This window comes from Peptostreptococcus sp. D1, from assembly GCF_900112955.1.
Taxonomy (GTDB): Bacteria; Bacillota; Clostridia; order Peptostreptococcales; family Peptostreptococcaceae; genus Peptostreptococcus.
In genome coordinates this window covers 1-23,457 of the sequence record NZ_FONP01000002.1, presented here as the reverse complement: position 1 = coordinate 23,457, position 23,457 = coordinate 1, and the positions used below count along the sequence as shown (strand labels likewise).

The 23,457-nt window shown below is 32.2% G+C and carries 23 protein-coding genes; 16 read left to right on the top strand and 7 right to left on the bottom strand.

The window, feature by feature from the left end; all coding sequences use genetic code 11:
* The first annotated feature begins 7 nt into the window (after positions 1-7).
* The 5 genes from BM120_RS02690 (at position 8) to BM120_RS02670 (ending at position 4,020) form a co-directional block, all read left to right on the top strand.
* On the top strand, positions 8-1,594 hold the full coding sequence (locus BM120_RS02690) for a cobalt-factor II C(20)-methyltransferase (protein WP_091993077.1): 1,587 nt from the start codon (positions 8-10) through the stop codon (positions 1,592-1,594).
* A 230-nt stretch (positions 1,595-1,824) separates the two neighbouring features.
* On the top strand, positions 1,825-2,235 hold the full coding sequence (locus BM120_RS02685; RefSeq protein WP_091993075.1) for a universal stress protein: 411 nt from the start codon (positions 1,825-1,827) through the stop codon (positions 2,233-2,235).
* Between the two features lie 376 nt (positions 2,236-2,611).
* Complete coding sequence (gene rbr, locus BM120_RS02680) at positions 2,612-3,157, top strand: rubrerythrin (protein WP_091993073.1); 546 nt, start codon at positions 2,612-2,614, stop codon at positions 3,155-3,157.
* A gap of 30 nt (positions 3,158-3,187) precedes the next feature.
* Positions 3,188-3,586, top strand: coding sequence for a Fur family transcriptional regulator (locus BM120_RS02675; RefSeq protein WP_091993071.1), 399 nt, complete (start codon positions 3,188-3,190; stop codon positions 3,584-3,586).
* Between the two features lie 47 nt (positions 3,587-3,633).
* Positions 3,634-4,020, top strand: coding sequence for a desulfoferrodoxin family protein (locus tag BM120_RS02670; RefSeq protein ID WP_091993069.1), 387 nt, complete (start codon positions 3,634-3,636; stop codon positions 4,018-4,020).
* 185 nt (positions 4,021-4,205) lie between these two features.
* Here BM120_RS02670 and BM120_RS02665 read toward each other — a convergent pair whose 3' ends face one another.
* Positions 4,206-5,336, bottom strand: coding sequence for a DEAD/DEAH box helicase (locus BM120_RS02665; RefSeq protein ID WP_091993068.1), 1,131 nt, complete (start codon positions 5,334-5,336; stop codon positions 4,206-4,208).
* 365 nt (positions 5,337-5,701) lie between these two features.
* Here BM120_RS02665 and nifV point away from each other — a divergent pair, with 365 nt between their 5' ends.
* The 3 genes from nifV to BM120_RS02650 are packed head-to-tail and all read left to right on the top strand — an operon-like array spanning position 5,702 to position 9,903.
* Positions 5,702-6,874: a homocitrate synthase gene (gene nifV, locus BM120_RS02660; RefSeq protein ID WP_091993066.1), complete on the top strand. Its 1,173-nt coding sequence runs from the start codon at positions 5,702-5,704 to the stop codon at positions 6,872-6,874.
* 43 nt (positions 6,875-6,917) lie between these two features.
* Positions 6,918-8,858, top strand: a complete 1,941-nt coding sequence (locus BM120_RS02655) for an aconitate hydratase (protein WP_091993065.1) — start codon at positions 6,918-6,920, stop codon at positions 8,856-8,858.
* 1 nt (position 8,859) lies between these two features.
* Positions 8,860-9,903 (top strand): isocitrate/isopropylmalate dehydrogenase family protein, encoded by a 1,044-nt coding sequence (locus tag BM120_RS02650; protein WP_091993378.1) that lies wholly within the window; start codon positions 8,860-8,862, stop codon positions 9,901-9,903.
* 229 nt (positions 9,904-10,132) lie between these two features.
* Here the strand turns inward: BM120_RS02650 and BM120_RS02645 are convergent, their stop codons facing one another.
* Entirely contained in the window at positions 10,133-10,768 is a 636-nt protein-coding gene (locus BM120_RS02645) for a Maf family protein (protein WP_091993063.1), read from the bottom strand.
* Between the two features lie 136 nt (positions 10,769-10,904).
* Here BM120_RS02645 and BM120_RS02640 point away from each other — a divergent pair, with 136 nt between their 5' ends.
* From BM120_RS02640 to BM120_RS02620, 5 genes are all read left to right on the top strand, one after another.
* Positions 10,905-11,855: a putative ABC transporter permease gene (locus BM120_RS02640; RefSeq protein WP_091993061.1), complete on the top strand. Its 951-nt coding sequence runs from the start codon at positions 10,905-10,907 to the stop codon at positions 11,853-11,855.
* A gap of 144 nt (positions 11,856-11,999) precedes the next feature.
* Positions 12,000-13,217, top strand: a complete 1,218-nt coding sequence (locus tag BM120_RS02635) for a carboxylate--amine ligase (protein WP_091993059.1) — start codon at positions 12,000-12,002, stop codon at positions 13,215-13,217.
* Between the two features lie 16 nt (positions 13,218-13,233).
* Positions 13,234-13,935 (top strand): cysteate racemase, encoded by a 702-nt coding sequence (locus tag BM120_RS02630; RefSeq protein ID WP_091993057.1) that lies wholly within the window; start codon positions 13,234-13,236, stop codon positions 13,933-13,935.
* Between the two features lie 9 nt (positions 13,936-13,944).
* Complete coding sequence (locus BM120_RS02625; protein WP_091993055.1) at positions 13,945-15,441, top strand: UDP-N-acetylmuramoyl-L-alanyl-D-glutamate--2,6-diaminopimelate ligase; 1,497 nt, start codon at positions 13,945-13,947, stop codon at positions 15,439-15,441.
* 168 nt (positions 15,442-15,609) lie between these two features.
* The gene (locus BM120_RS02620; protein WP_091993053.1) at positions 15,610-16,317 is read left to right on the top strand and encodes a B3/B4 domain-containing protein; all 708 of its coding nucleotides are present in this window, start codon (positions 15,610-15,612) and stop codon (positions 16,315-16,317) included.
* A 190-nt stretch (positions 16,318-16,507) separates the two neighbouring features.
* On the opposite strand, the gene BM120_RS02615 is transcribed toward BM120_RS02620, so the two are convergent.
* The 4 genes from BM120_RS02615 to BM120_RS11060 form a co-directional block, all read right to left on the bottom strand.
* Complete coding sequence (locus BM120_RS02615) at positions 16,508-17,083, bottom strand: HdeD family acid-resistance protein (RefSeq protein WP_091993052.1); 576 nt, start codon at positions 17,081-17,083, stop codon at positions 16,508-16,510.
* A gap of 110 nt (positions 17,084-17,193) precedes the next feature.
* Positions 17,194-18,561, bottom strand: a complete 1,368-nt coding sequence (locus BM120_RS02610; RefSeq protein ID WP_091993050.1) for a hypothetical protein — start codon at positions 18,559-18,561, stop codon at positions 17,194-17,196.
* 17 nt (positions 18,562-18,578) lie between these two features.
* Entirely contained in the window at positions 18,579-18,920 is a 342-nt protein-coding gene (locus BM120_RS02605; RefSeq protein WP_242941551.1) for an RNA polymerase sigma factor, read from the bottom strand.
* On the bottom strand, positions 18,893-19,072 hold the full coding sequence (locus BM120_RS11060; RefSeq protein WP_242941538.1) for an RNA polymerase sigma factor: 180 nt from the start codon (positions 19,070-19,072) through the stop codon (positions 18,893-18,895). Before BM120_RS11060 ends, BM120_RS02605 begins: the two co-directional genes overlap by 28 nt.
* Before the next feature lie 328 nt (positions 19,073-19,400).
* Between BM120_RS11060 and ychF the strand changes: the two genes are divergently transcribed.
* From ychF to BM120_RS02590, 3 genes are all read left to right on the top strand, one after another.
* Entirely contained in the window at positions 19,401-20,498 is a 1,098-nt protein-coding gene (gene ychF / locus BM120_RS02600) for a redox-regulated ATPase YchF (RefSeq protein WP_091993048.1), read from the top strand.
* A 68-nt stretch (positions 20,499-20,566) separates the two neighbouring features.
* Positions 20,567-21,718: a cell wall-binding repeat-containing protein gene (locus tag BM120_RS02595; protein ID WP_091993046.1), complete on the top strand. Its 1,152-nt coding sequence runs from the start codon at positions 20,567-20,569 to the stop codon at positions 21,716-21,718.
* Between the two features lie 157 nt (positions 21,719-21,875).
* Positions 21,876-22,415 carry a rhodanese-like domain-containing protein gene (locus tag BM120_RS02590; protein WP_091993044.1) on the top strand — a complete coding sequence of 180 codons (540 nt, stop codon included), beginning with the start codon at positions 21,876-21,878 and terminating at the stop codon, positions 22,413-22,415.
* 68 nt (positions 22,416-22,483) lie between these two features.
* Here the strand turns inward: BM120_RS02590 and BM120_RS02585 are convergent, their stop codons facing one another.
* On the bottom strand, positions 22,484-23,209 hold the full coding sequence (locus BM120_RS02585; RefSeq protein WP_091993042.1) for a DUF5714 domain-containing protein: 726 nt from the start codon (positions 23,207-23,209) through the stop codon (positions 22,484-22,486).
* Between the last annotated feature and the right edge of the window lie 248 nt (positions 23,210-23,457).

Here is a 23,457-nt window from a genome sequence, read left to right as displayed (position 1 = left end):
GAAATATATGGCAGTAAAAAAAGCGTTATTGGTCGTAAGCTTTGGAACTTCGTATGTGGAAACGAGGAGAAAAACCATAGAAGCCTGTGAAAATAAATTGATTGAAAGGTTTCCTGAGATGGATTTTTTCAGAGCATGGACATCAAGAATGGTTATAAAAAAAATTAAAAATAGGGATGATGAGCATATATTGTTTCCTGATGAAGCCCTTGAAAAAATTTTGGAAAAGGGATATAGAGAAGTGTATGTTCAATCTCTTCATCTTATTTGTGGTGAAGAATATCATAAGCTATTATATGTGATTGAGAAGTATAGAGATAAATTTGATAAGCTTGAAATTGGTAGACCTTTGCTGACAAATTTGGAAGACTATAATGAATTGGCAGCTTTTATTGAACGAGTTTCTATTGATGATTGCGAAAAGGATATTCAGAATAAAATCAAAACGGCAACTGTTTGGATGGGTCATGGAACGGAACATATGTCTCACTCCGCATATGCTGCTCTTGATTACAGATTGAGATTGAAGGAGATACCTGCATATATAGGAACGGTTGAAGGCTATCCTGAGCTAGAGGAAGTGATAGTTTTATTAAAGAAAGCTAAGTTTGAAAAGGTTCATTTGCGTCCTCTTCTTTTAGTAGCTGGGGATCATGCTACGAATGATATGGCAAATAGTAATGAAGAAGATTCTTGGTATAGTATTCTGAAAAGCAATGGTTTTGATGTAGAAGTACATTTGCAAGGTATTGGAGAATTTGAATTTATTCAAAATAAATTTGTTGGCAATCTGTGTGATGAAATCAATGAGAAATCAGATTTGAGCCAAGCTTGTAAAAATAATGAGATGACAGCTTCGAGTCCAATCGGTGAAAATAATGAGAATAATCATGGAGAAGTTCAGTTTTTTGGAATCGGTGTTGGACCTGGAGATAGTGATTTATTGACAGTAAAAGCCATAAATGTGTTGCAATCCTTGGATACGCTTTATGTTCCTCAGGCTAAAAAGGGAAGCGAGAGTGTAGCAAAGCTGATTGTCAACAAATACCTAAAAGCTGATTTGGAAATCAAGGAAAGATATTTTCCAATGAACTATAATGAAGACGAGAAAATATCTTCTTGGAACGAAATATCTAAGGAAATAATTCAAGATACGAATGATGGTAAAAAAGTTGGGTTTGTTACCTTGGGAGATCCAATGGTATATTCCACATATGTATACCTATATAATAGAGTTAAGGACAGGGTGAAAGTAGAGACTATTCCAGGAATTACATCCTTTATTAATATAGCATCATCAAATAATTTTCCTCTTGCAATGGATAAGGAATCCTTGGCGATAATCTCCTGCACTGACGACTACGATAGGATTTCAGATGTATTAGATAGGTTTGAATCTGTAGTTCTAATGAAAGTTTATAAAAACTTTAAAGAAATAATTAAAATAATTGAAGATAAAAGATTATCAGATAAATCTCTAATAGTCTCTAACTCATCAATGGATAATGAGACAGTTTATGGGGGGCTTGAAGAAGTCAAAGAGCTTGATTCCGTTCCGTATTTTACAACCATATTAATCAATAAAAATATGTAGATTTACTTGATAAAATAAATAAATTTTATTAATAAAATATTCTGACAAAAATGCATTATTAAACTAAGGATTTCGCAAAAAAAAATAATATTGATTTGAAAATCGTATTTTTTGATTTTTAAAATATAATCAATCGTCGTTTGACGAAAATCGAATAAAGTAATATAATTTAGGTATAAATATATAAAAGGGACAAGATAGAAGTTTTAGTTTTTAATGGAGGTGTTATTATGAATATCAGAAAAGTATTAATACCGATTGATGGTACTGAGAGAAGTATGAAGTCAATAGAGCTGGTTAAGGAAATGTATTCTCCAGAAAAACTTAAGATTGAAATTATTCATATCAAGGAGCTGGTTTTCATTGATGGGATTTCAATAAGCGATGAAATAAAGATTTCTGAGGAATATGGCAAGAAGCTTTTGGAAAAAGCTAAAGAAAGCATGCCTGGATTTGATGTATCATTGTATTTTGGCTTTGGCTATGCAGGCGATGAAATAGTGAAGCGTGCAGAAGAACAGGATATCGATATTATCGTAATGACAAAATCGACTAAAAAAGGATTCTCAAGAATCATAGGGTCAGTAACTAATTATGTGCTAAAGCATACTGATAGCATAGTGATGATAGTACCAGAATAGATATTTATTTAAGTGAGCTTGTTGTAAATTGGCAGGTTCACTTTTTTATATTACGAATAAAAACTGGTAATATTTAATAGATTGTGATTGGATCAAATTCTTATGCAAAAAACTTTTTGTTTTATCAAGGTTTATTAGGGTATAAAAATAATACAGAATTAGTGAGATTCACTAATTAAAAAATATTATCAATTATGACATTAAATTTAAGTTTTTTATTTGAAATAAATTATTAGTAATAAAATCTTAAGAAATTTTTAAAAATATTTATCTTGACTTTAATCTTAATTGAGAGTATAATTATCTATATAGAATAATAGTAACTATTACTATATTCTTTTTATTAAATATATTTGTATTAAATGGAGGTAAGGGAATGGCTGAATTAAAAGGAACAAAAACAGAAAAGAATTTGAACGATGGTTTCGCTGGGGAATCGATGGCAAGAAACAAATATACATACTATGCTTCTCAAGCGAAGAAAGAGGGATATAATCACATAGCTGATATATTCTTAGAAACGGCTAATAACGAAAAGGAGCACGCAAAACTTTGGTTCAAGGCATTGCATGGTGGAGAGGTGCCTTCTACGGAAGAAAACCTATTGGATGCTGCTGAAGGTGAAAATTACGAATGGACTGAAATGTATGCAGATTTTGCAAAAGATGCAAAAGAAGAAGGCTTTACTGAATTGGCTAGATTATTTGAAGGTGTTGGAGCTATAGAAAAAGCTCATGAAGAAAGATATAGAACTTTACTTCAAAATCTAAAGGATGGTAAGGTGTTTGAAAAGGAAGATGTAGTAGTTTGGGAATGTGCAAACTGTGGTCATTTACATGTATCTAAGAAAGCTCCTAAATTATGTCCAGTATGTAAGCATCCACAGGCATACTTCAAAGTTAAGGATGATAGCTGGAAATAGTAAGTAGATTTATCGGAAAGGTGTGTTGTTATGAAATTTTCAAGACAAAGAGAAATGATATTAAATGAAGTCATCAATAGCAATGCTCACCTTACTGCTGATAATATTTATGAAAATTTGAGAGTTGAAAACCCTAACCTAAGCTTGGGAACCGTATACAGAAATTTGACACAGCTCGAAGTACATGGATATATTAAGAAATTGAATGTTCCAGGAGATCCTGTTCGCTATGATGGTAATTTAAATGAGCATGATCACTTTATATGCGAGAAATGTGGAAATATAATAGATATCGATAGTGGTTTGGTCACATTGTCAGAATCCTTTTTAAATGATTCTGGGATGACTGTCAGCTCTTGTAGTGTTATTTTTAAAGGTGTTTGCAGTGAATGCAGAAAAAAAGAATTAAAGATAGATAATTCTAAGTAAAAGCTTAATGTTTTTGCTGATATGTTAATAAAATATGGAGGAAGAAAATGACAAAGGCTGTTGAATTTTATAAATGTTCACTATGTGGTAATGTAGTAGAAAAAATTATTAATGGTGGCGGAGAATTAGTCTGTTGTGGGCAAGCGATGAATCTATTGAAGGCAAACTCTTCAGATGGTGCTGGTGAAAAGCATGTTCCTGCAGTTGAAGTAAACGGTAATGTTGTTTCTGTAAAGGTTGGTTCAGTAGAACATCCAATGACAGAAGAACATCATATTGCTTTTGTAGTTCTAGTAACAGAAAAAACTGTTCAGAGAGTAGATTTGCCTCATACAGGAAAACCAGAGGCAGTATTTACATTGGCTGATGATGATAAGGCTGTTGCAGCTTATGAATACTGTAATCTTCATGGATTATGGGTTGCTGAAATATAATATTGTTTTTATCATTAAAAAAGGATATTGATATCTCTGTAGGTATATAATAGGTCAGATAAATAATGGGGTTTACATTCTGTGTTCGTAAAGCTGAATGTAAACCCATCTTTTTTATGTATATTTGCCAATGATATATACATTAAAATAATATCATACTATCACGTAGAAAATATCAGCAGTATTTATTTATTCAAATGATTGCACACCTCATCGTAAATATTTTGGTTTTTTTCTGTAATAAATGAATAGGAAATACCTTCCTTTCCTATTCTACCTGTACGACCAATTCTGTGTATATAGTCCTCAACTCTTTCTGGAAAATCATAGTTGTATATATGAGTAATTCCTTCAACATCAAGTCCTCTTGATGAAAGGTCTGTAGAAATCAGAAATTGAATTTTCAAATTCCTAAAATCCTTCATTATTCGTTCTCGTTTTGATTGACTGAGATCACTATGAATTTTTTCGCATTTATAGCCGATTTGTGCCATTTTTAGTTCTAAATTGTCAACTCTTGCTTTTGTTCTGCAAAATACGATCGCCATAAAGGGAGGATCATTTTCGATTGTTTTGCAAAAATCATAAAATTTATTTCTATCTGTAGTGAACACGAATTTTTGTTTAATCGTGCTTGGGACATCTTTTCCATCAACTCTAATAGTAAAAAAGCTGTCTGAGTACCTGTATGCCATCTTTTTTACCTTCGAATCAATTGTAGCTGAAAACAGTAAGATTTGTTTTTTTGATTTTATATTTGAGAAAATAAAGTCTATTTCATTTCTAAAGCCCATCAATAGCATTTGATCTGCCTCGTCGACTACAAAAGAGTCTGTTTTCGATATATCGATTGTTTTTCTATTGATATGATCGATTAATCTACCTGGAGTCGCAATTATTATTCTCTTATTTTGGCTTTTAAGCTTGGAGATTTGAGAATTTATATCCCTTCCACCATAGATAGAAATTATATCTAGCGAAGCTTCCATAATATTATTTTCATCTGAAGCTTTCGTCAATATATCAAATAGCTTGGAAATTTCTGAATATATTTGTATTACTAACTCCCTCGTAGGTGCCAAAATTACGGAGCTTGAAGTGCTACCATATAAAATTTTATTTATTATGGGTATTAAAAAGGACATGGTTTTTCCTGTTCCTGTATTGGATTCCACAATGACATCATTATCTGACAGGATTCGTGGAATAGCTTTTTTCTGAATCTCTGTAGGCTCTTTTATTCCTATTTTTCTCAGGGCGGATATTATCTTTTGATCTATTTCAAACATATTAAAATTATTTGCATTAGTATTCATAGCTATTATTTGAAGGCTAGTTGCCTTTTCCTTTCTTTTAGAAATATTATATTATCAATAAAATTATACCATATTTATAGCAAAATAATGTACAATATAGCGAAATAATATATTCGTAGGAGTTGAAACTTTATTTTATAAAAACTTCATCATAATTTCTTTATCAAAATAATACAATGAAATATAAAATTAAAAACTTGCAAAATATAGTATAGGAAAACGATATTTTGGATTAAAATACACAAAAAATGAAAGTGGTTATATAAAATAATATCAAAAAGTCTTGATTAATGTCTATTGTTAAGATATAATAAAAATATAAAATTGCAAGTTGAATAAAAAATATTGCAGAATGGGAGGGTATTATGTGTGTTATAGATAAAATCAAGGGAAAAGAATTGAAATTTGTAGATACAACACTGAGAGATGGAGAACAGACTGCTGGTGTAGTTTTTGCTAATAGTGAGAAGCTTATGATAGCAGAAATGCTAAGTGATCTCGGTATTAACCAATTGGAGGTTGGTATACCAACGATGGGTGGAGATGAAAAAGATGCAATAAAGCAGATTGTAAAGAAAAATTTAAAATCAAGTATTATGGCTTGGAATAGAGCTGTAGTAAGTGATATAGAGCAAAGTATTGATTGTGGTGTAGATGCGGTTGCAATATCTATATCTGTATCTGATATTCACATTCAAAACAAATTAAAAACTTCTAGAGAATGGGTTTTGGAGCAAATGGTAAAGGCTACTGAATTTGCCAAGAAAAACGGACTATATGTTTCTGTAAATGGCGAGGATGCTTCGAGGGCAGACGAAGATTTCCTAATTGACTTTATTAATACTGCAAAGGAAGCTGGAGCCGATAGATTTAGATTCTGTGATACTGTGGGAGTGATGGATCCATTCACTATAAAAAATAAGATAGAGCGAATATACAATGCGACAAACTTTGATATAGAAATGCATACACACAATGATTTTGGTATGGCTACGGCTAATGCTGTTGGCGGTATCCTAGGTGGTGCAAATTATGTTGGTGTTACTGTTAATGGTTTAGGTGAGAGAGCAGGAAATGCAGCTCTTGAGGAAGTATTGATGGCGTTGACAAGAGTTCTAAAATTTGACTCAAAAATTGATACTAGAAAATTTAAGGAAATTTCAGAATATGTTTCAAGAGCTTCAGGACGTGAGTTACCAGCATGGAAGGCAATTGTTGGAAGCAACATGTTTAGACATGAATCTGGAATTCATGCAGATGGAGCCTTGAAGGATCCGAAAAATTATGAAGCCTTTGATCCTTCAGAAGTTGGATTAGAAAGACAGATAGTTATTGGAAAGCATTCTGGAAAGGCTGCAGTAGTCAATAAATTCTTGGAATATAATATAAAGCTAGATGAAGCTGATGCAAATAAGGTATTGGAAGAAATTAGAAGTACATCTGTAAAATTGAAGAGATCTCTTTTTGACAAGGAGATAGTATCTATATACAGAGATATTTTGAGAGAAAGAGGAGATGTTCTTCATAGAATAGTATAATTTAGGGCAACCATTAAAATAATAATATAAGTAGGTGATTGAATTGGGAAAAAACATAGTTGAGAAAATTTTACAAGAGCATGTGGTTGAAGGTGAATTGGTAAAAGGAAGCTCTGTTGGAATTAGAATAGATAGAACCTTGACACAAGATTCGACAGGTACAATGGCATATTTGCAGCTTGAGGCAATGGGAATAGATAGAGTGAAGACAAAAAAATCCGTTGCATACATAGATCATAATATGTTGCAGCAAGGCTTTGAGAACGCTGACGATCATAAGTATATTCAAACTGTTGCAAATAAATTTGGAATATATTTTTCAAAGCCTGGAAATGGAATTTGTCATCAGGTAAATCTTGAGAGATTTTCTGTTCCTGGAGATACTTTGCTGGGTTCGGATAGTCATACACCGACAGCAGGTGGAGTTGGTATGCTGGCAATAGGTGCGGGAGGACTTGATGTCGCATTGGCGATGGCTGGTGAACCATACAATATCAAAGTGCCAAAGGTTATAAAAGTTGAGCTTACTGGTAAATTATGTCCAATGGTCGCATCAAAGGATATTATTCTTGAGGTGCTGAGAAGAGAAACTGTTAAAGGTGGAGTTGGAAAGATTTATGAATACGGAGGGGAAGGTGTAAGCAGTCTATCAGTTCCACAGAGATCGACAATAACAAATATGGGAGCTGAGCTGGGTGCAACTACATCTATATTTCCGAGTGATGAAAAAACGAGAGAGTATTTCAAGGCACAGGGTAGGCTTGACGATTGGAGAGAATTAAAGGCTGATGATGATGCGGAATATGATGAAATTATAAAAATAGACTTGGATTCATTGGAGCCGATGGTGGCAGCACCACATAGCCCTGATAATATTGTAAAATGTCGTGAAGTATCAGATGTAAGGGTGGATCAGGTGGCTATTGGAAGCTGTACGAATTCTTCTTATGAAGACTTGATGAAGGTAGCAAAGATATTAAAGGGAAGAAAAGTTAAAAATGACGTTAGCTTGGTTATTGCTCCAGGCTCAAGACAGGTTATGGAAATGATAGCTAGAAATGGTGCATTGGCTGATATTATTGCATCTGGTGCCAGGATTTTGGAAAATTCATGTGGTCCTTGTATAGGTATGGGACAGTCCCCTGGAACAGATGCGGTAAGTGTCAGAACTTTCAATAGAAATTTCTTTGGAAGAAGTGGTACAAATTCTGCAAAAGTATATATTTCGAGTCCAGAGGTAGCTGCTGTTACTGCATTGACAGGATATATTACCGATCCGAGAGATATAGATTTTGATATTGATTTTTCAGATATAAAGACAGATGAATTCATGATAGATGATAGCATGATAATTGTTCCAGCTGCTGTATCTACTGAAGTGGAGGTTGTGAGAGGGCCAAATATTAAACCCTTCCCTCTTAACACAGCTTTGGAAGATAAGTTATTAGGAAGGGTGATAATAAAGACTGGTGACAATATTACTACTGACCATATTATGCCATCAAATGCAAAGCTTTTACCATTTAGAAGTAATATTCCGTATTTGGCGAACTTCTGTTTTAGCACAATTGACGAAGACTTTTCAGCTAGAGCAAAGGATAATCCTGGTGGCTTTATAATAGGTGGAGAGAACTATGGTCAGGGTTCGTCAAGAGAGCATGCAGCTTTGGCACCACTTCAATTGGGAATAAAAGGGGTAATAGCAAAGAGCTTTGCTAGAATACATAAGGCAAATCTAATAAATAGTGGTATTATTCCGATGGAATTTGAAAATCCTGAAGATTATGATCTGATTTCACAGATGGATAATATTGAAATTAAGGGAATATTAGAAGGTATAAAAAAAGGTAAGCTAGCTGTTACTGACAAGGATAGAGGCGTTAGCTTTAATGTATCTGTGGTGTTTAATGAAAAAGAAATTGAAATGTTAAATGCTGGTGGAAAGTTAAATAGTATTAAATTAAAGAAGGGAATAGGTGCATAATATGTATAATGTTACATTGATTCCTGGAGATGGTATAGGCTTAGAAGTTACAGAGGCTATGAAAAAGGTGGTAAAGGCCTCTGGAGTAAATATAAATTGGGAAGAAGTCATTGCAGGTGAAAAGGTAATAGCTGAGTATAATACACCATTGCCTGAGTACGTATTGGAAAGTATTAAAAAAAATAAAATTGCTATAAAGGGTCCTATTACTACACCAGTTGGTAAGGGCTTTAGAAGTGTAAACGTAGCTCTTAGAAAAGAATTAAATTTATATGCTAACGTTAGACCTGTTAAGAGCTTTGATGGAATCAAATCAAGATATGAAGACATTGATTTGACAATAATTAGAGAAAATACAGAAGATTTATATGCAGGTGTTGAGCACAAGGTTGGTGATTATGCCGGAGAAAGTATAAAAATAATAACAAAGCCAGCGACTGAAAGGATTGTAAAATTTGCTTGCAATTACACGAAAAATAATGGATATAAGAGATTGTCATGTGTACACAAGGCTAATATAATGAAGATTTCTGATGGCTTGTTTTTAGATATATTCGAGAAAGTATGTGATGAAAATAATATTGACAGACTAAACGGAGTAGACGAAAAGGATGCTTCAGTATATAGAGATGATGTTATTGTAGATGCTGCAGCTATGAATTTGGTATTGAATCCTGAATGGTTTGACGTTTTGGTAATGCCAAATTTGTATGGGGATATATTGTCTGATCTGTGTGCCGGTTTAGTTGGAGGTCTTGGTATTATTCCAAGTGCCAATATTGGTGATGAATATGCGGTTTTTGAGGCTGTACATGGAAGTGCTCCTCAGATTGCAGGTAAAGGAATTTCAAATCCCACTGCAATAATTCAATCGGCAGTGATGATGTTGAGATACATTGGAGAACACGATGCAGCTAATTTGATAGAGTTATCCTTGAAGGAAATATTTAAGGCTGGAAAAATAATCACACCAGATTTAGGTGGAAATTCTACTACTGAAGAGTTCACAAGAGAGCTATGTAGATTGATAGAAAAAAATAAATAATTGCCAATCAATCACTTAATAAAAAGGAGCTAGGAATAGATTTTCTGGCTTCTTTTTTATTAAGTGATTTAACAATAAATCATATTTATTACAATAAATGTAGAATTATATCTACTTAATTTAATAAAATAAAAAAGTATAATAAATTAATTGTAATATAAAAACAAAGACAATACAGATAAAAAATTTAATATGATCATCCATTTATTAGATTATATATTGGATTGGCTTATGTCTCTGAATTATCTATGCTTTTAAGCTCTCTATAAACCGATGATATAGGAAATCCAACAACTGTATAATAGTCACCCTTTATTTCCTTTACTAATAAAGAGCCATAGTCTTGTATGCCATAAGAGCCAGCTTTATCCAATGGAGCTCCTGATTCGACATATTTTTTGATAATATCTTTCGTTTTATCGTCATATTTGTAAAATTCAACTTCAGTATATGATGTAACAATCCTTTTTTTATTTTTTGATAATAAACAGAAAGAAGTATACACTCTATGTTTTTTGCCACATAAATAAACCAAGGTATCATATGCGTCTTGTCTGCTAAGGGGTTTTCCGAGGATTTTTTCTTCGCATACAACTACAGTGTCTGAACCGATTACGACTATATTCTCGCATTCCAAATCATTATCACAGCATATTTCCATCAATGCGGCATTGGCTTTTTCGAATGACAATTTTCTTGTTAAATCGTGTGCCTGCTCGTAAGGTTTTTTTTCGTATATATTTTTTAGTAATTTGTCCTCAATTAATCTTTCGTTAATATTTGAAGTTTTAACGGAAAAATCTAATCCAGCTTGTTTCATTAAATCCTTTCTTCTGGGGGAGTTGCTCGCTAAAATTAATCTCATATTTTTTCACCACTCTTTCATTCTATTAAGAAAAATTATATAGTAAATTAAGATAAAAATAAAGAAAAAATGATACAATTATTCGCATTTACATTACTTATGGTATAATATATTAGTAGATGTTCGGAGGCAATTTATGGATATTATCAAAAATATAGAAATATGGGACTATATGGCATATTTTTTTATCTATTCTTTTAGTGGATGGGTAATTGAGGTTGCTTATCATGCTTTTACAAAGGGGAGGTTTATCAATAGGGGGTTCCTATCCGGAATGGTTTGCCCTATTTATGGATTTGGTGCAATTACCATTGTTTTTTTGCTGGATCCAATTAAAGATAATCTATTGATTCTGTTTATTGGTGCTGTGTTAATATGCACAATATTGGAATATTTAGTAGGATTTTTCTTAGATAGAATCTTTCATAAGCGATGGTGGGATTATTCCGATATACCATTTAACTTGGGTGGATATGTATGTATTCAGTTTAGTGTGTACTGGGGAATAGCAGGAGTTATACTTGTTAGGGACATTCACTTTATGATTGAAAATCTTGTTTCGTTAATAGATTTAAGAATGTTGATAGTTCTTTGTGGACTATCAGTGATTTTGATTTTAGTTGACTTACTGGCTTCTGTTCAAAATGTACTGAAGCTAAATAAAAAGCTTGCTCTTCTTGAGGAAATGCAATTGCAAATCTATGAGCTGAGTAATATGGTTGGTGAAGGTGTTAGTGATACAACACTCGATATAATAAATAGAGTAGATCCAGTGCTTAAGGATTTTTCTGAAAGAAAAAATGCTTTTGGAGAAGCTATCGACAAAGAAATTTCGGATATAAAAGAAAGAAAAGAGGCTTTTGGAGGTATTATCGAAAGAGAGTTATCAGATTTTAAGGAAATTAAGACGGAAGCTCAATTGAGGCTGGAAGATCTAAAAACAAAGAGAAATGAGCTTATCAATAGCTATAGAAGGGGCGAAAAAAGAATCATCACTGCATTTCCCAAGCTAAGGGAAGGTATGTATACAGAGTCTTTTGAAGAGCTTAGACAGCCTATTAAAGAAAAATTAAAAAAATGTAGATGAAAAATGGAAATAGGTATAGAATATCGTAGAAAAATGTGGTCATGGTTATGTAATTGTTAATATATTGTATATATTTAATAATAAGAGCTAAATATGATTTTGATGTAGTTTTAATACAATTTTTAATATATGAAGAGGTGTACTATGAAAGTAAAAAAAATACAGCCAATACTATGTGGTGGAGATTTAAATTGTTATAGTGTTGCTAGGGCGTTTCATGAAGAGTATGGAATAACTTCCATAGCATTCGGTAGATATTTTTTGGGTGCTACTAATCACAGTAAGTTTATTGACTTTAGAGTTAATGAAGAAATTAATAATAAAGATAAATTCGTTCAAGTTCTTCTTGATGAAGCTGAAAGGCATTCGGATGATGAAGTTCTGATACTGATGGGATGTACAGATGAATATGCAGAGCTGATTATTGATAATAGAGATGTTCTTTCTGAAAAATTTGTCGTTCCGTATATTGATTCTGAATTAAAGAATAAGCTGGTTGAAAAGGAGTTGTTCTATTCCGTTTGTGAGGAGTATGGCTTAGATTATCCAAAAACTTATATTTACAACAAAGGGGATTCAACTAGAGATTTTGGCTTCAACTATCCTATAATAGTTAAGGCCTCAGATAGTATATCCTTTTTCCAAAATTCCTTTGAAGGTATGAATAAGGCGTATACCGCAAATAATGAAGAGGAATTTAATAAAATTATCGAAGAAGTATATTCTTATGGATATGAAAAAAGCATGATTATTCAGGATTTTATTCCAGGTGAAGATGAAAATATGAGAGTTTTGACTTGTTACTCAGATCAAAATGGTAAGGTAAAAATGATGTGCTTTGGTCATGTATTGTTAGAAGAACACACTCCAAAGGGCATTGGAAATCATGCAGCTATAATTACCGAATATGAAGAAGAATTGCTGAACAAGTATAAGGAATTTTTAGAAAAAATAGGATACGTTGGTTTTTCTAATTTCGATATTAAATATGATGATAGAGATGGGAAATTCAAGGTGTTTGAGATAAATTTGAGACAGGGACGAAGTAATTTTTATGTAACATCCTCTGGAAATAACATTGCAAAATATGTAGTTGAAGACAGAGTTTTCAACAGAGAGCTTGAATTGAAAATACAAAAAGATCCGTTCTATTGGCATGTGATACCAAATTCTGTGGTGTATGATTATGTGAAGAATAAGAATTTGGTAAAAAAATGCAAGGATTTGGTCGCTAGTGGAAGGAGTGCTAGCTCTTATGGCTACGATTATGATTTGAAAGGAAACTTCAAGAGGAGTTTATATATTTTCCTTTATAATATAAATCAAAAAAAGAAATTCAAGAAATACTGTAAAAAATATTAATTACTAGGAGAATTTTATGGAAAGCTTGTTAGTTGGCGTTCTTGGTGGGCTGGGTCCTATGGCTACAGTGTATTTTTATGATCTTGTTGTAGAAATGACTGACGCAAAAAATGACCAAGAGCACGTAGATATGATAATAATGAATAGGGCATCAACGCCGGATAGAACAGCCTATATAATAGGAAAATCTGAAAGATCACCTCTTGATGTTTTGATAAAAGATGCAAGGAGGCTGGAAAAGGCTGGAGCTAATTTTTTAGTGTTGACGTGTAATACTGCACATTATTTTTATAAAGAAATTTCTGAAGGCATAAGTATTCCACTTTTGAATATGATAGAAGAAACCGTCGATTATGCAATAGACCAGAAGCATAAGAAGATTGGTATATTGGCAACAACTGGCAATATAAAGACGGAATTATATCAGAATATGTGCAGACAGAAGGGTGTTGATTTTTTTGTTTTGGATGAAGAATATCAAAACAAGGTCATGAAGATTATTTATGACGATGTCAAGGCTGGAAAAAAGACAAATATGAAAGAGTTTGATGAAATTATTGATAAAGTAAAAGAAAATGGATGTGATTGCGTCATTTTGGGATGCACAGAGCTTTCAATAATCAAAAAGGATGAAAATTTGGATGATAATTTCTTTGTTGACTCATCTGAGGTTCTGGCTATGAATACAATTATAAAGTCTGGTAGAAAGCTGAAATAGGAGAAAAAAATGAAACTAAGTGATATATTAAATGGTTTAGAGTTTGTTTCAAACAAAACCATGTTGGAAATGGAAATGATAGAAATTGGAGATATAGCTTACGATTCCAGAAAAGCAACAGATGGTACAATTTTCGTTGCAATTAAAGGTGAAACTCTGGATGGTCACGATTATATCGATAGTGCGTATAGCAATGGAGCGAGGGCATTTATTATCAATGACAATTTGGAATTGCCTGAAGATGCCATCAAATTGATAGTCTCTGATAGTAGGGTAGCGCTTTCGAGGATGTCTTCAAATTTTTTCGGAAATCCATCTTCAAAGATGAAGATTATAGGCGTGACTGGTACAAAGGGAAAGACAACTATTACCAACTATATAAAAACTGTCTTGTGTGAATCGGGCTTAAATACTGGTGTTATCGGCACAAATGGAGTGTTTTATAATGACATTGCTGAAAAAACAATAAATACTACTCCTGAAAGCTACGAACTACATAAAACTATGAGAGCTATGTTGGACGCAGGCGTTGAGTGCGTTACGATGGAGGTATCTAGTGGTGGGCTTATGATGCAAAGAGTGGATGATATTGATTTTGATATTGGTGTATATACGAATCTTTCTCCCGATCATATAGGACCAAAGGAACATCCTACCTTTGAGCATTATAGAGAATGTAAAGCCAGATTATTCTCCATGTGTAGACATGGTGTAGTAAATCTTGATGATGAAAACGCACAATATATAATAGACAATGCAAAATGTGATATTACAACTTTTTCAATTGACAAAGAATCAGACTTGCAAGCTAGTGACATCGTATTGACAAGAGATGAAAAGTCTTTGGGGGCAAGCTTTAATTTTAAAAGAAAGAATGGGAACGATTTGGAGGCTGTAAATATGCATATTTGTTCGCCAGGTAAGTTCAGTATTTACAATGCTCTTGCTGTAATTGCTACCTGTGAATCTCTGGGAATTGATAGAGAAAAGTCACTAAAAGCATTATCAAAGGCTCAGGTTGATGGCAGGGTAGAGGTTTTGCCAGTATTGCCGTATGCAACAGTCGTACTAGACTATGCCCACAATGGCATCAGTCTTGAAAATGTATTGAATACACTTTTGCAATATAAGCCGAATAGACTTATTTGTGTTTTTGGTTCTATTGGTGGTCGATCTGCGATTAGAAGAAAAGAATTGGGAGATGTTGCTGCCAAGCTTTGTGACGTGAGCGTAATTACAACTGATAATCCAGATGCTGAGGAGCCGATGAAGATTATTGAAGATATTGCTGAATCTTTTGTAGATTCAAAATGCGAGGTATATAAAATAGAGGACAGAGCAGAGGCAATACTGAAGGCTATGGAATTGGCTGTTGAAGGCGATATGATAATCATTGCAGGTAAAGGACATGAAAAATACCAGTATGTGAAAGGTCAGCGTATTTTTTACGATGAAAAAGCAGAGGTAATTAGAGCCGCGGAAATTGTTTCCAATAATGGAATTTAAAAAATTTTATTAGTTTTGAAATATGTATCATCACTAAAAACTGAAATATATGCTAAATGATTCATACATCGGAATATAATTATTTTATGAAAAATCATAAAAGCTGTGTTGTTATTTTTTTAAAAAGGAGTATAATGGTAATTATATTTCAAGCTTTGGAGGTAGATTATGAAAAAATTTCTTGTAGACAATGAAGTATTTGAGGTATTTCCAAATTATTGTGTTGGAGTTGTAATAGCAAATGGCATTGATAATTCAACGCCTCTTGATGGTCTTGGAGATTTGCTTCAGAATGAGATTGATAAATTTACACAAGAAAATATCGATAATAATGTTAGGGAATTACATTATGTGAATCTATATAGAGAGGCATTTAGAAAGCTTAGCATCAATCCAAATAAGTATATGTGTTCAATAGAATCCCTGCTTAAAAGGACTCAAAAAAATAAAAAATTACCAGAGATTAATCCAGTGGTTGATTTAGGTAATTTTTTCTCTATTAAATATCAATTGCCTTTGGGAGCTCATGATATAGATAAATTGGTTGATGATTTGGAGATTAGATTTACTAATCAAGATGATAGATTTTTGCCTATGGGTGAAACGGAGATTGAAATACCAGATTCTGGTGAATTTGTATATGTAAGTGGTAATACTGTTAAAACTAGGAGATGGATGTGGAGACAGAGTGATGATGGAAAAATTACAGAAGAATCATCGAATATTTTCTTTCCTATTGATGGCTTTATTGGTGAAAATGAAAAAGACGTTATAAAATTGAGAGATGAGCTGTCTGAATTTATAAGAAAAGCATATAATTGTGAAGTAAATGTTGGCTTTGTGGATAAAAACAACAGCTCATTTATAATTGAGTAAATAAAAAACACTGGGAAAACAGGATAATTTATGTATTCTCAGTGTTTGTTTTATTGCAATATTTTTATAGAATATTATTTTAAGTTGTCTTACATTATTTTACTTTATTTCAGCTTGCTTCATCTAATACTGCTTAATACCAAAGCCTTATAATATAATGCGGGATGATTTGTTATTTCATTTTCTATATCTAACGGAGGTTTCTGCTTGATTTTTCTTCTTTTTTGTCGATAGCTGTAAGTGATCGAATCAGGTACATTATTCCTGAGATAAGCAGTGTTATTCCCAATGCGATAGACAATGATACTATTGTAATCCATGGGTTGACTATAATTATGGTCGCTCCAATTAATATCAAAATATTTGAGATAATACTCAAAATGAATAGATTAGGATTTGCACTCTTTATTTCTCCTATTGAAATAAAGCTGCTAATTGCATCGTATATAAACCAAATTGCAATTATATATGTAAAGATATTATTAGCAAAGATTGGCTTTACAACAAATATAATTCCTGCAACTATCAGTATTATTCCAAAAACTAGTATGGTGTTTGCCCTAAGTTTAAATTCATTTCTCAGCTTGAAATATAGATATATAAAGTGAATTCCTTTTGTCATACATACAATTCCCAATATATATGACAGCATTAGAAATGTACTAACAGGCTTAATAAATGTGAAGATTGAAGTAACAATCAGTATGATTCCAATTAATAAGCTCACTATATTTCTATTTTTCAATTTATTCTTTTTTTCACTCATAAAATCACCTCCATTTCATCTAATTATACCATAATAAAATAGTTAAATAAATGAAATAGAGGCAAAAATATTATTATCGAAAATGTATATTGCTCAAGCAGTGATTATATCTATTGCTGAGGATATTCTGACATATTTACACTCATTATGTTTGCTGTCAATATACGATCGTCATTTAGAAGCCTTAATAGTTCATTTTTTTGTAACGTTGCAGTGAATGAATACGTTTGAAGCTTATTAGATTTTCTGATATTTTCCAAATATTCGTTAAAAGTGTAGTAGTAATGATCAGTAGTTCCTCTTTTTACATTATCGTATAGCTCTTTATCGGAATTGAATTCAAAACCAACTGAATATGCTGTACCAAAAGAGGAATTAACTTTTTCGTAGTGTGGTATAATTGACGAAAAGTCAGAAAAAGTAAAAAATAGTATAGGATTATTAACTATTTTATTTAAATTATCTAAGTAAATATCTTTAATTTTTTCTTCACTATAATTTGCAATTTGATCATACAGGCTATTTAAATTGGATTGATATTTCATTTGGCTATCGACGCTTATTCCAAGCTGGAAAATTCTGTAATCCTCCAAATTCTCAGACTTACTCTTATAAATATTTTCAATTTTATTATAAACAGCCGTATCTACTACTGGCATCCAAAACATATTTACCAAAGGATAGTTTTTTTTCATATATATAGTGATATCTCTAACTGATTCCACATTTTTGGTAAAAATAGAAGCAGAAACAACTGCTGAATCAGGAAGCTTTTTTATCGATTCTATTATTTTTTTATTATGCTCATTATCATTGGCTTTATTGTTTTCTGTCAATGTCTCATAGTATGATGCTGGAAAATAGAAATCGGAGTAATAATTGTTATTAGTGTCCTTAATCGTGTTACCTCGTTTAAACTGAATTACATTTGATCTGCTATTACTCATTGAGCTTACATTAGGTGAGATAGTATTTACAATGAATTGATAGTCGCCAAAATGATTGTCGATGACCTCAACCAAGCCTGACCGAGTGAATGGCTGAGTTGTATTGTAGAAGACATATACAAGCTTTGAAAGCTTATCAGGCTCATCGTATTTATTAAAGTCGTTCGGCATTGTTTTGAAAATCCAGTATTGTATATTATCATATAAACTGGCATTTTTTAAATACTTCTTTTCACTTGATGTTGATAAACCTACGAAATCAGGATACATTGATTTTACGACAGGATTGATAATAAAGACCAATGCTACTGCAATGATAGCTATAACTGCTATCGTCTTTAATACTGTTTTGCGTATTCGTTTTTTTATTTCCTTTGTGATTTGGTTATAAAGCTTTGATTCAGACTCTAAAGCGCTTTCTGAAAATATTTCATCATTTTCTGATTTAGTGTTGCTTTTTCCGTTGGTATTAAATTCTTTTTTTAGTTTCTCGATTCTGTTGTCGAGTTTTTTTTCTTTATCATTATTCATACTAAAACCTCCCAACATTATTTAGATAGTATTTCACTTAATTTTTTTCTAGCTCTATGTCTTATTTTTCTCACATTAGATTCGCTTGTATTCAGCAATTCGGCAATTTCAGTATCGTCAAGCTGCATATACACATTATACATGATAACCATTTTGTATTTTTCTGGAAGAAGTGATATTGCATTCGCGATTTCTTTTATATTTTCGTTTTGTATTAAAATATCAATGGGATTTTCATAATCGTTGTATTTTGATTTACTTGTAGTGAAAACCTCATCAGGGTTATCAATGAATTTTGCATTGTGCCGGAGTGTATTTAGGTATTCATTTTTCAGCACCTTTGATAGCCAAAATTTGATGCTTCCAGTATTTTTATAGGATAGAATTGCTTTAGAAAGGTTGATTGTACCAATGCTTCAGCATCGTTGAGATTCCCGGTCAATGAAACAGCGTATAGTATTAAATTTTTATAGTATTTTTTATATATTTTTTCTATTTCGCTATTATTCATAGCAATACACTTCCTCCTTCCTAATTATTAAATAAGCTTATATTAATATAACACATTAGAATTTGTTTTGTTCCACATATTTACAAAAAAATATAGATTATCATTTGATTTTGCCACTATGATACTATATAATATAATTTGTATTATTATGCAAAAAATATAGTAATAATAAAATATAAGTAATAATGAGATATTAGTATTAAGAATAAATAATGAATATTTCAATAATAAATAGCTGATATTAAGTAGGAGAAAAAAATTTTATTATTTGTATTAGAGTAAGGCTATAAGCTTATATTTATGAGATGATAAATTTTGGAGGTTAAAAATGAGATTAGGTATAGTTGGTTTACCAAATGTTGGAAAAAGTACGCTTTTTAATGCGATAACACAGGCTGGTGCAGAATCTGCGAATTACCCATTTTGTACAATAGATCCAAATGTAGGAGTGGTATCTGTTCCAGACAGAAGATTGGATATATTGAAGGATTTATATGATTCTAAGAAGATAGTTCAAACTGCAATTGAATTTGTTGACATTGCGGGTTTGGTAAAAGGGGCATCAAAGGGAGAAGGACTTGGAAATAAGTTTCTTTCAAATATAAGAGAAGTCGATGCAATTGTTCACGTTGTCAGATGCTTTGAAGATTCCAACGTTGTCCATGTAGATGGAAGTATAAATTCATTGAGAGATATTGAAACTATCAATCTTGAATTGATTTTCTCTGATATGGAAATACTAGATAGAAGGATATTAAAGACAACAAAGGCTCTAAAAGCAGATAAAAAATTGCAGTCTGAGCTGGATATCCTTAATCAAGTAAAAGCGACTCTTGAAGAGGGTAAAAGCATTAGAACTATGGAGCTTTCTGATGATGAATGGGCTTATGTAAATACTCTGGATTTATTGAGTTCAAAGCCTGTGATATACGTGTCAAATGTATCTGAAGAAGATTTGTCAAATGATGGTGCTGATAATAGTATGGTTGCAGCGGTTAGAGAGTTTGCGAAAACAGAAGCATCTGATGTGGTTGTGATATGTGCTCAAATCGAAGCTGAAATATCTGAGCTTGAAACTGATGAGGAAAAGAAAGAGTTTTTGGAAACTTTGGGACTGGAGCAGTCAGGCTTGGATAAATTAATTCAGGCATCTTATCATCTTCTAGGATTAATTTCTTTCTTGACAGCAGGTCCACAGGAAGTTAGGGCATGGACGATAAAAAAAGGCTCAAAGGCACCTCAAGCTGGTGGGAAAATTCACTCGGATATAGAGAGAGGATTTATTAAGGCTGAAACGATAGCATTTGATGACCTTGTAGAACATGGAACTATGTCAGCTGCGAAAGAAAAAGGTCTTGTGAGATTAGAGGGTAAAGAATATGTTGTTAAGGATGGGGATGTAATCCTATTTAAATTCAACGTTTAAAATAGAATAATAGTATACTGCATGAATTTATGTTATAATTAATATAATGTATTCGGAGGTGGTTCTTTATGAAAAAATTAATATCAATAGCATTAAGCTTAGTTGTTTTATCATCCGCTTCGAGAATTGTTTTTGCTGACGAAGCTGTTACCACAAACAATATAGAGCTTAATACGGGATTGAACAACGATGCGAAAGAGACAATAGTTGAAAAAAAACAGTTAATTACAGTTGATCACAAGCTTGATATTAGAAGAATTAGCGGTAAAGATAGATATAGCACTGCTCTTGAGATTAGCAAATATTATTTTAAGGAATCTAATATTGTTGTAGTAGCGAGTGGGAAAGACTATATAGATGCTCTTGTGGGAGGATCTTTGGTTTCACAAATTAAAGTTCCACTGCTGTTAGTAAATAAGGATAATGTTAGAGACGATGTTCTTCAAGAGATAAAGAGATTAAATGCCAAAAATGTGATTATTTTGGGTGGAACTAACACAGTTTCAATTGCAGTTGAAAAGAAATTTTCAAGCCATGGATATAATGTTGAAAGATTAGCAGGAGAAAATAGGTATGCAACAGCGCAAAAAATAGCTTATGCCAGATATTACTATAATGGAGCAAATACTAGTAATCCAATGGGTGAACAATTTGTTGGAATAAATTCGAAAAATTATCCTGACGCCTTGATAGCTGGTGCTATTGTGGGACAAATTAGAGGGAGCATTCTTTCATACATTGTGCCAAATTCGACTAATTTGATTCCGAGTAATCCTTTCTGGCTGGTATTCGGTGGAGTAAATTCTGTTCCAAAGGGACCAGCAGAGCAAAAGAGAGTTGATGGAGTAGATAGATATGAAACATCTGTAAGAGGTGCAAGAATGTTTGAAGAATTAACTGGAATTCCTCTAAAGACGATAATTTTGGCGGATGGAAGAAATTATCCTGATGCGTTGGCTTCATCAACAATAGCAGGTTTAAAAAATGCCACTGTTGTATTAACAAGAAATAATAGATTGCCAAGCTCAGTTACTACTTTGTTGAATGAAGGTAATATTGACAACGTGATAATCGTTGGAGGAGAGAATTCTGTTAATAAATCGATTGAAGAACAGTTGAAAAATATGGTTATTAAGAAACAAAAAGAAGTTGTTATAACTCCAGAAAATTCTGCAAAGATATCAACTGAGAAAATAGAGGATACAGCTTCCGCTCAATAGTAGGATTTCATGCCAACCTTATTATTATTCGACAAATCAATTTATCGAAACTAGATAATAGAAAAATACTATAACGTTTTCACAATGTATAATTGAATCCTATTTTCTTATTTGATATAATTTTTATAAGAATAATTTATTTTAAAGGAGAATGGGTATGAAAAAATTGACAAAAGTATGTGCATTATTCTTTGCATTGGCACTTTCTTTAAGTGCATGTTCAGGAGGAAATCAAGCTGCAGCTCCAGCTAAAAATAGTCCTGGTACGGCTAAGGATGGAAATGAACTGACAATTGAGCAGGCATCTATGCAGTTGGTTAAAGCTGTTGATGAAGGTAAGTACAAATTGGTTAGCACTGAAGACTTAAAGGCTTGGATAGACAAAAAAGAAGATATGATAATTGTGGACACAATGCCCGCAAAGAGCTATGACAAGAATAGAATTCCAGGTGCTGTAAATGCTGAATTGCCAGTAAAATTGGATGAAACTACTCCAGAGCAAAAGGACGCTTTTATCAAAGCTCTTGGAACTGATAAGAACAAAAAGATTGTTCTTTATTGTGGATTTGTTAAATGTGAAAGATCTCATGTTGGTGCTTTGATTGCCAAAGAAGCTGGATTCACAAATGTTTACAGACAGCCAGGTGGAATAATAGCCTGGATTGATGCTGGATATGAAGTAGAAGGAAGTAAATAGTCTTAATACCAAATAAATTCTTAATAATAATTTTTTATATTGACTGAAAATGCTATGCTATGAAAATATCATAGCATTTTCAAATTCTTTATTAAGAAAAACGGACAGTTAATCTTTATACATTCTTTATTTTTATTTTTGTATGTACAGCTTGGGCGTTCATTTTCATAATTGAATAGTTTTTTGTTCATTTCTCTATCTAAAAATTCGCTTGCTTTAATTATTGAATACCAACCATTTCTTTTACAGCATCTCGGTCCTCCAATTTCACCAAGCTCAGTTAGAACAAATCCAGTCATTTTATTTGCAAATCCCCAAGAATCTGTAGTCAATGGAGTTGCCTCTGATATAATGGATGCAAATATTCCTGACTCGATTCCAGCACCACAAGAGCCATAAAATCCACAGAAACCTCCTGGAATGACGCTAGCTCTTTCTTTTGCTATTTTTAGTTTTTCGATTTTTTGCTCTTGAGTTTCAAATTGATTGCAATATGCAGTTATTAGGGCAGCTGGTATCAAATAATGATGCTCTGGTCCATGAAGATATATATGAGGATTATCCATCAATTTTATTGAAATTTCAAGTGGATTAATTTCATTACATCCAACACAGTAGTTTTCAATTATATCTAATGCATTGGTACTGTGACATGAATCACAAACATAGTGTCCTTTTTGACACCTTACATTCGAACTAAATGATTTTTCGCATATTGAACATTCACATTCAGAATATTCCTTTGTATAAACTAGTTCTTCTCCACAAATCATACATCCCTGATAGTATCTCATAGTCAATTCTCCAATTTCAAGTTAAAAAATAAAAAAAATTATTTATTTAATATATTTTTTATTATATATCAAACAAGTATTTATTATATACTAACAATATATTATTTTTATGCTGACAATGTATTCTTGTATATTAAAAATATACTCTTGTAAATTAACATTATATTTTACATATTAACAATATCTTTTTGCATATCAACAATATATTTTTGTATATCAACAATATATTTTTGTATATTAACATTATA

What these genes read in the sequence shown, in the direction of transcription:
- BM120_RS02690 (WP_091993077.1), top strand. Translation starts at nt 8, where the DNA reads ATGGCAGTAAAAAAAGCGTTATTGGTCGTAAGCTTTGGAACTTCGTAT.
- BM120_RS02685 (WP_091993075.1), top strand. Translation starts at nt 1,825, where the DNA reads ATGAATATCAGAAAAGTATTAATACCGATTGATGGTACTGAGAGAAGT.
- rbr (WP_091993073.1), top strand. Translation starts at nt 2,612, where the DNA reads ATGGCTGAATTAAAAGGAACAAAAACAGAAAAGAATTTGAACGATGGT.
- BM120_RS02675 (WP_091993071.1), top strand. Translation starts at nt 3,188, where the DNA reads ATGAAATTTTCAAGACAAAGAGAAATGATATTAAATGAAGTCATCAAT.
- BM120_RS02670 (WP_091993069.1), top strand. Translation starts at nt 3,634, where the DNA reads ATGACAAAGGCTGTTGAATTTTATAAATGTTCACTATGTGGTAATGTA.
- BM120_RS02665 (WP_091993068.1), bottom strand. Translation starts at nt 5,336, where the DNA reads ATGAATACTAATGCAAATAATTTTAATATGTTTGAAATAGATCAAAAG.
- nifV (WP_091993066.1), top strand. Translation starts at nt 5,702, where the DNA reads ATGTGTGTTATAGATAAAATCAAGGGAAAAGAATTGAAATTTGTAGAT.
- BM120_RS02650 (WP_091993378.1), top strand. Translation starts at nt 8,860, where the DNA reads ATGTATAATGTTACATTGATTCCTGGAGATGGTATAGGCTTAGAAGTT.
- BM120_RS02645 (WP_091993063.1), bottom strand. Translation starts at nt 10,768, where the DNA reads ATGAGATTAATTTTAGCGAGCAACTCCCCCAGAAGAAAGGATTTAATG.
- BM120_RS02640 (WP_091993061.1), top strand. Translation starts at nt 10,905, where the DNA reads ATGGATATTATCAAAAATATAGAAATATGGGACTATATGGCATATTTT.
- BM120_RS02635 (WP_091993059.1), top strand. Translation starts at nt 12,000, where the DNA reads ATGAAAGTAAAAAAAATACAGCCAATACTATGTGGTGGAGATTTAAAT.
- BM120_RS02630 (WP_091993057.1), top strand. Translation starts at nt 13,234, where the DNA reads ATGGAAAGCTTGTTAGTTGGCGTTCTTGGTGGGCTGGGTCCTATGGCT.
- BM120_RS02625 (WP_091993055.1), top strand. Translation starts at nt 13,945, where the DNA reads ATGAAACTAAGTGATATATTAAATGGTTTAGAGTTTGTTTCAAACAAA.
- BM120_RS02620 (WP_091993053.1), top strand. Translation starts at nt 15,610, where the DNA reads ATGAAAAAATTTCTTGTAGACAATGAAGTATTTGAGGTATTTCCAAAT.
- BM120_RS02615 (WP_091993052.1), bottom strand. Translation starts at nt 17,083, where the DNA reads ATGAGTGAAAAAAAGAATAAATTGAAAAATAGAAATATAGTGAGCTTA.
- BM120_RS02610 (WP_091993050.1), bottom strand. Translation starts at nt 18,561, where the DNA reads ATGAATAATGATAAAGAAAAAAAACTCGACAACAGAATCGAGAAACTA.
- BM120_RS11060 (WP_242941538.1), bottom strand. Translation starts at nt 19,072, where the DNA reads ATGAATAATAGCGAAATAGAAAAAATATATAAAAAATACTATAAAAAT.
- ychF (WP_091993048.1), top strand. Translation starts at nt 19,401, where the DNA reads ATGAGATTAGGTATAGTTGGTTTACCAAATGTTGGAAAAAGTACGCTT.
- BM120_RS02595 (WP_091993046.1), top strand. Translation starts at nt 20,567, where the DNA reads ATGAAAAAATTAATATCAATAGCATTAAGCTTAGTTGTTTTATCATCC.
- BM120_RS02590 (WP_091993044.1), top strand. Translation starts at nt 21,876, where the DNA reads ATGAAAAAATTGACAAAAGTATGTGCATTATTCTTTGCATTGGCACTT.
- BM120_RS02585 (WP_091993042.1), bottom strand. Translation starts at nt 23,209, where the DNA reads ATGAGATACTATCAGGGATGTATGATTTGTGGAGAAGAACTAGTTTAT.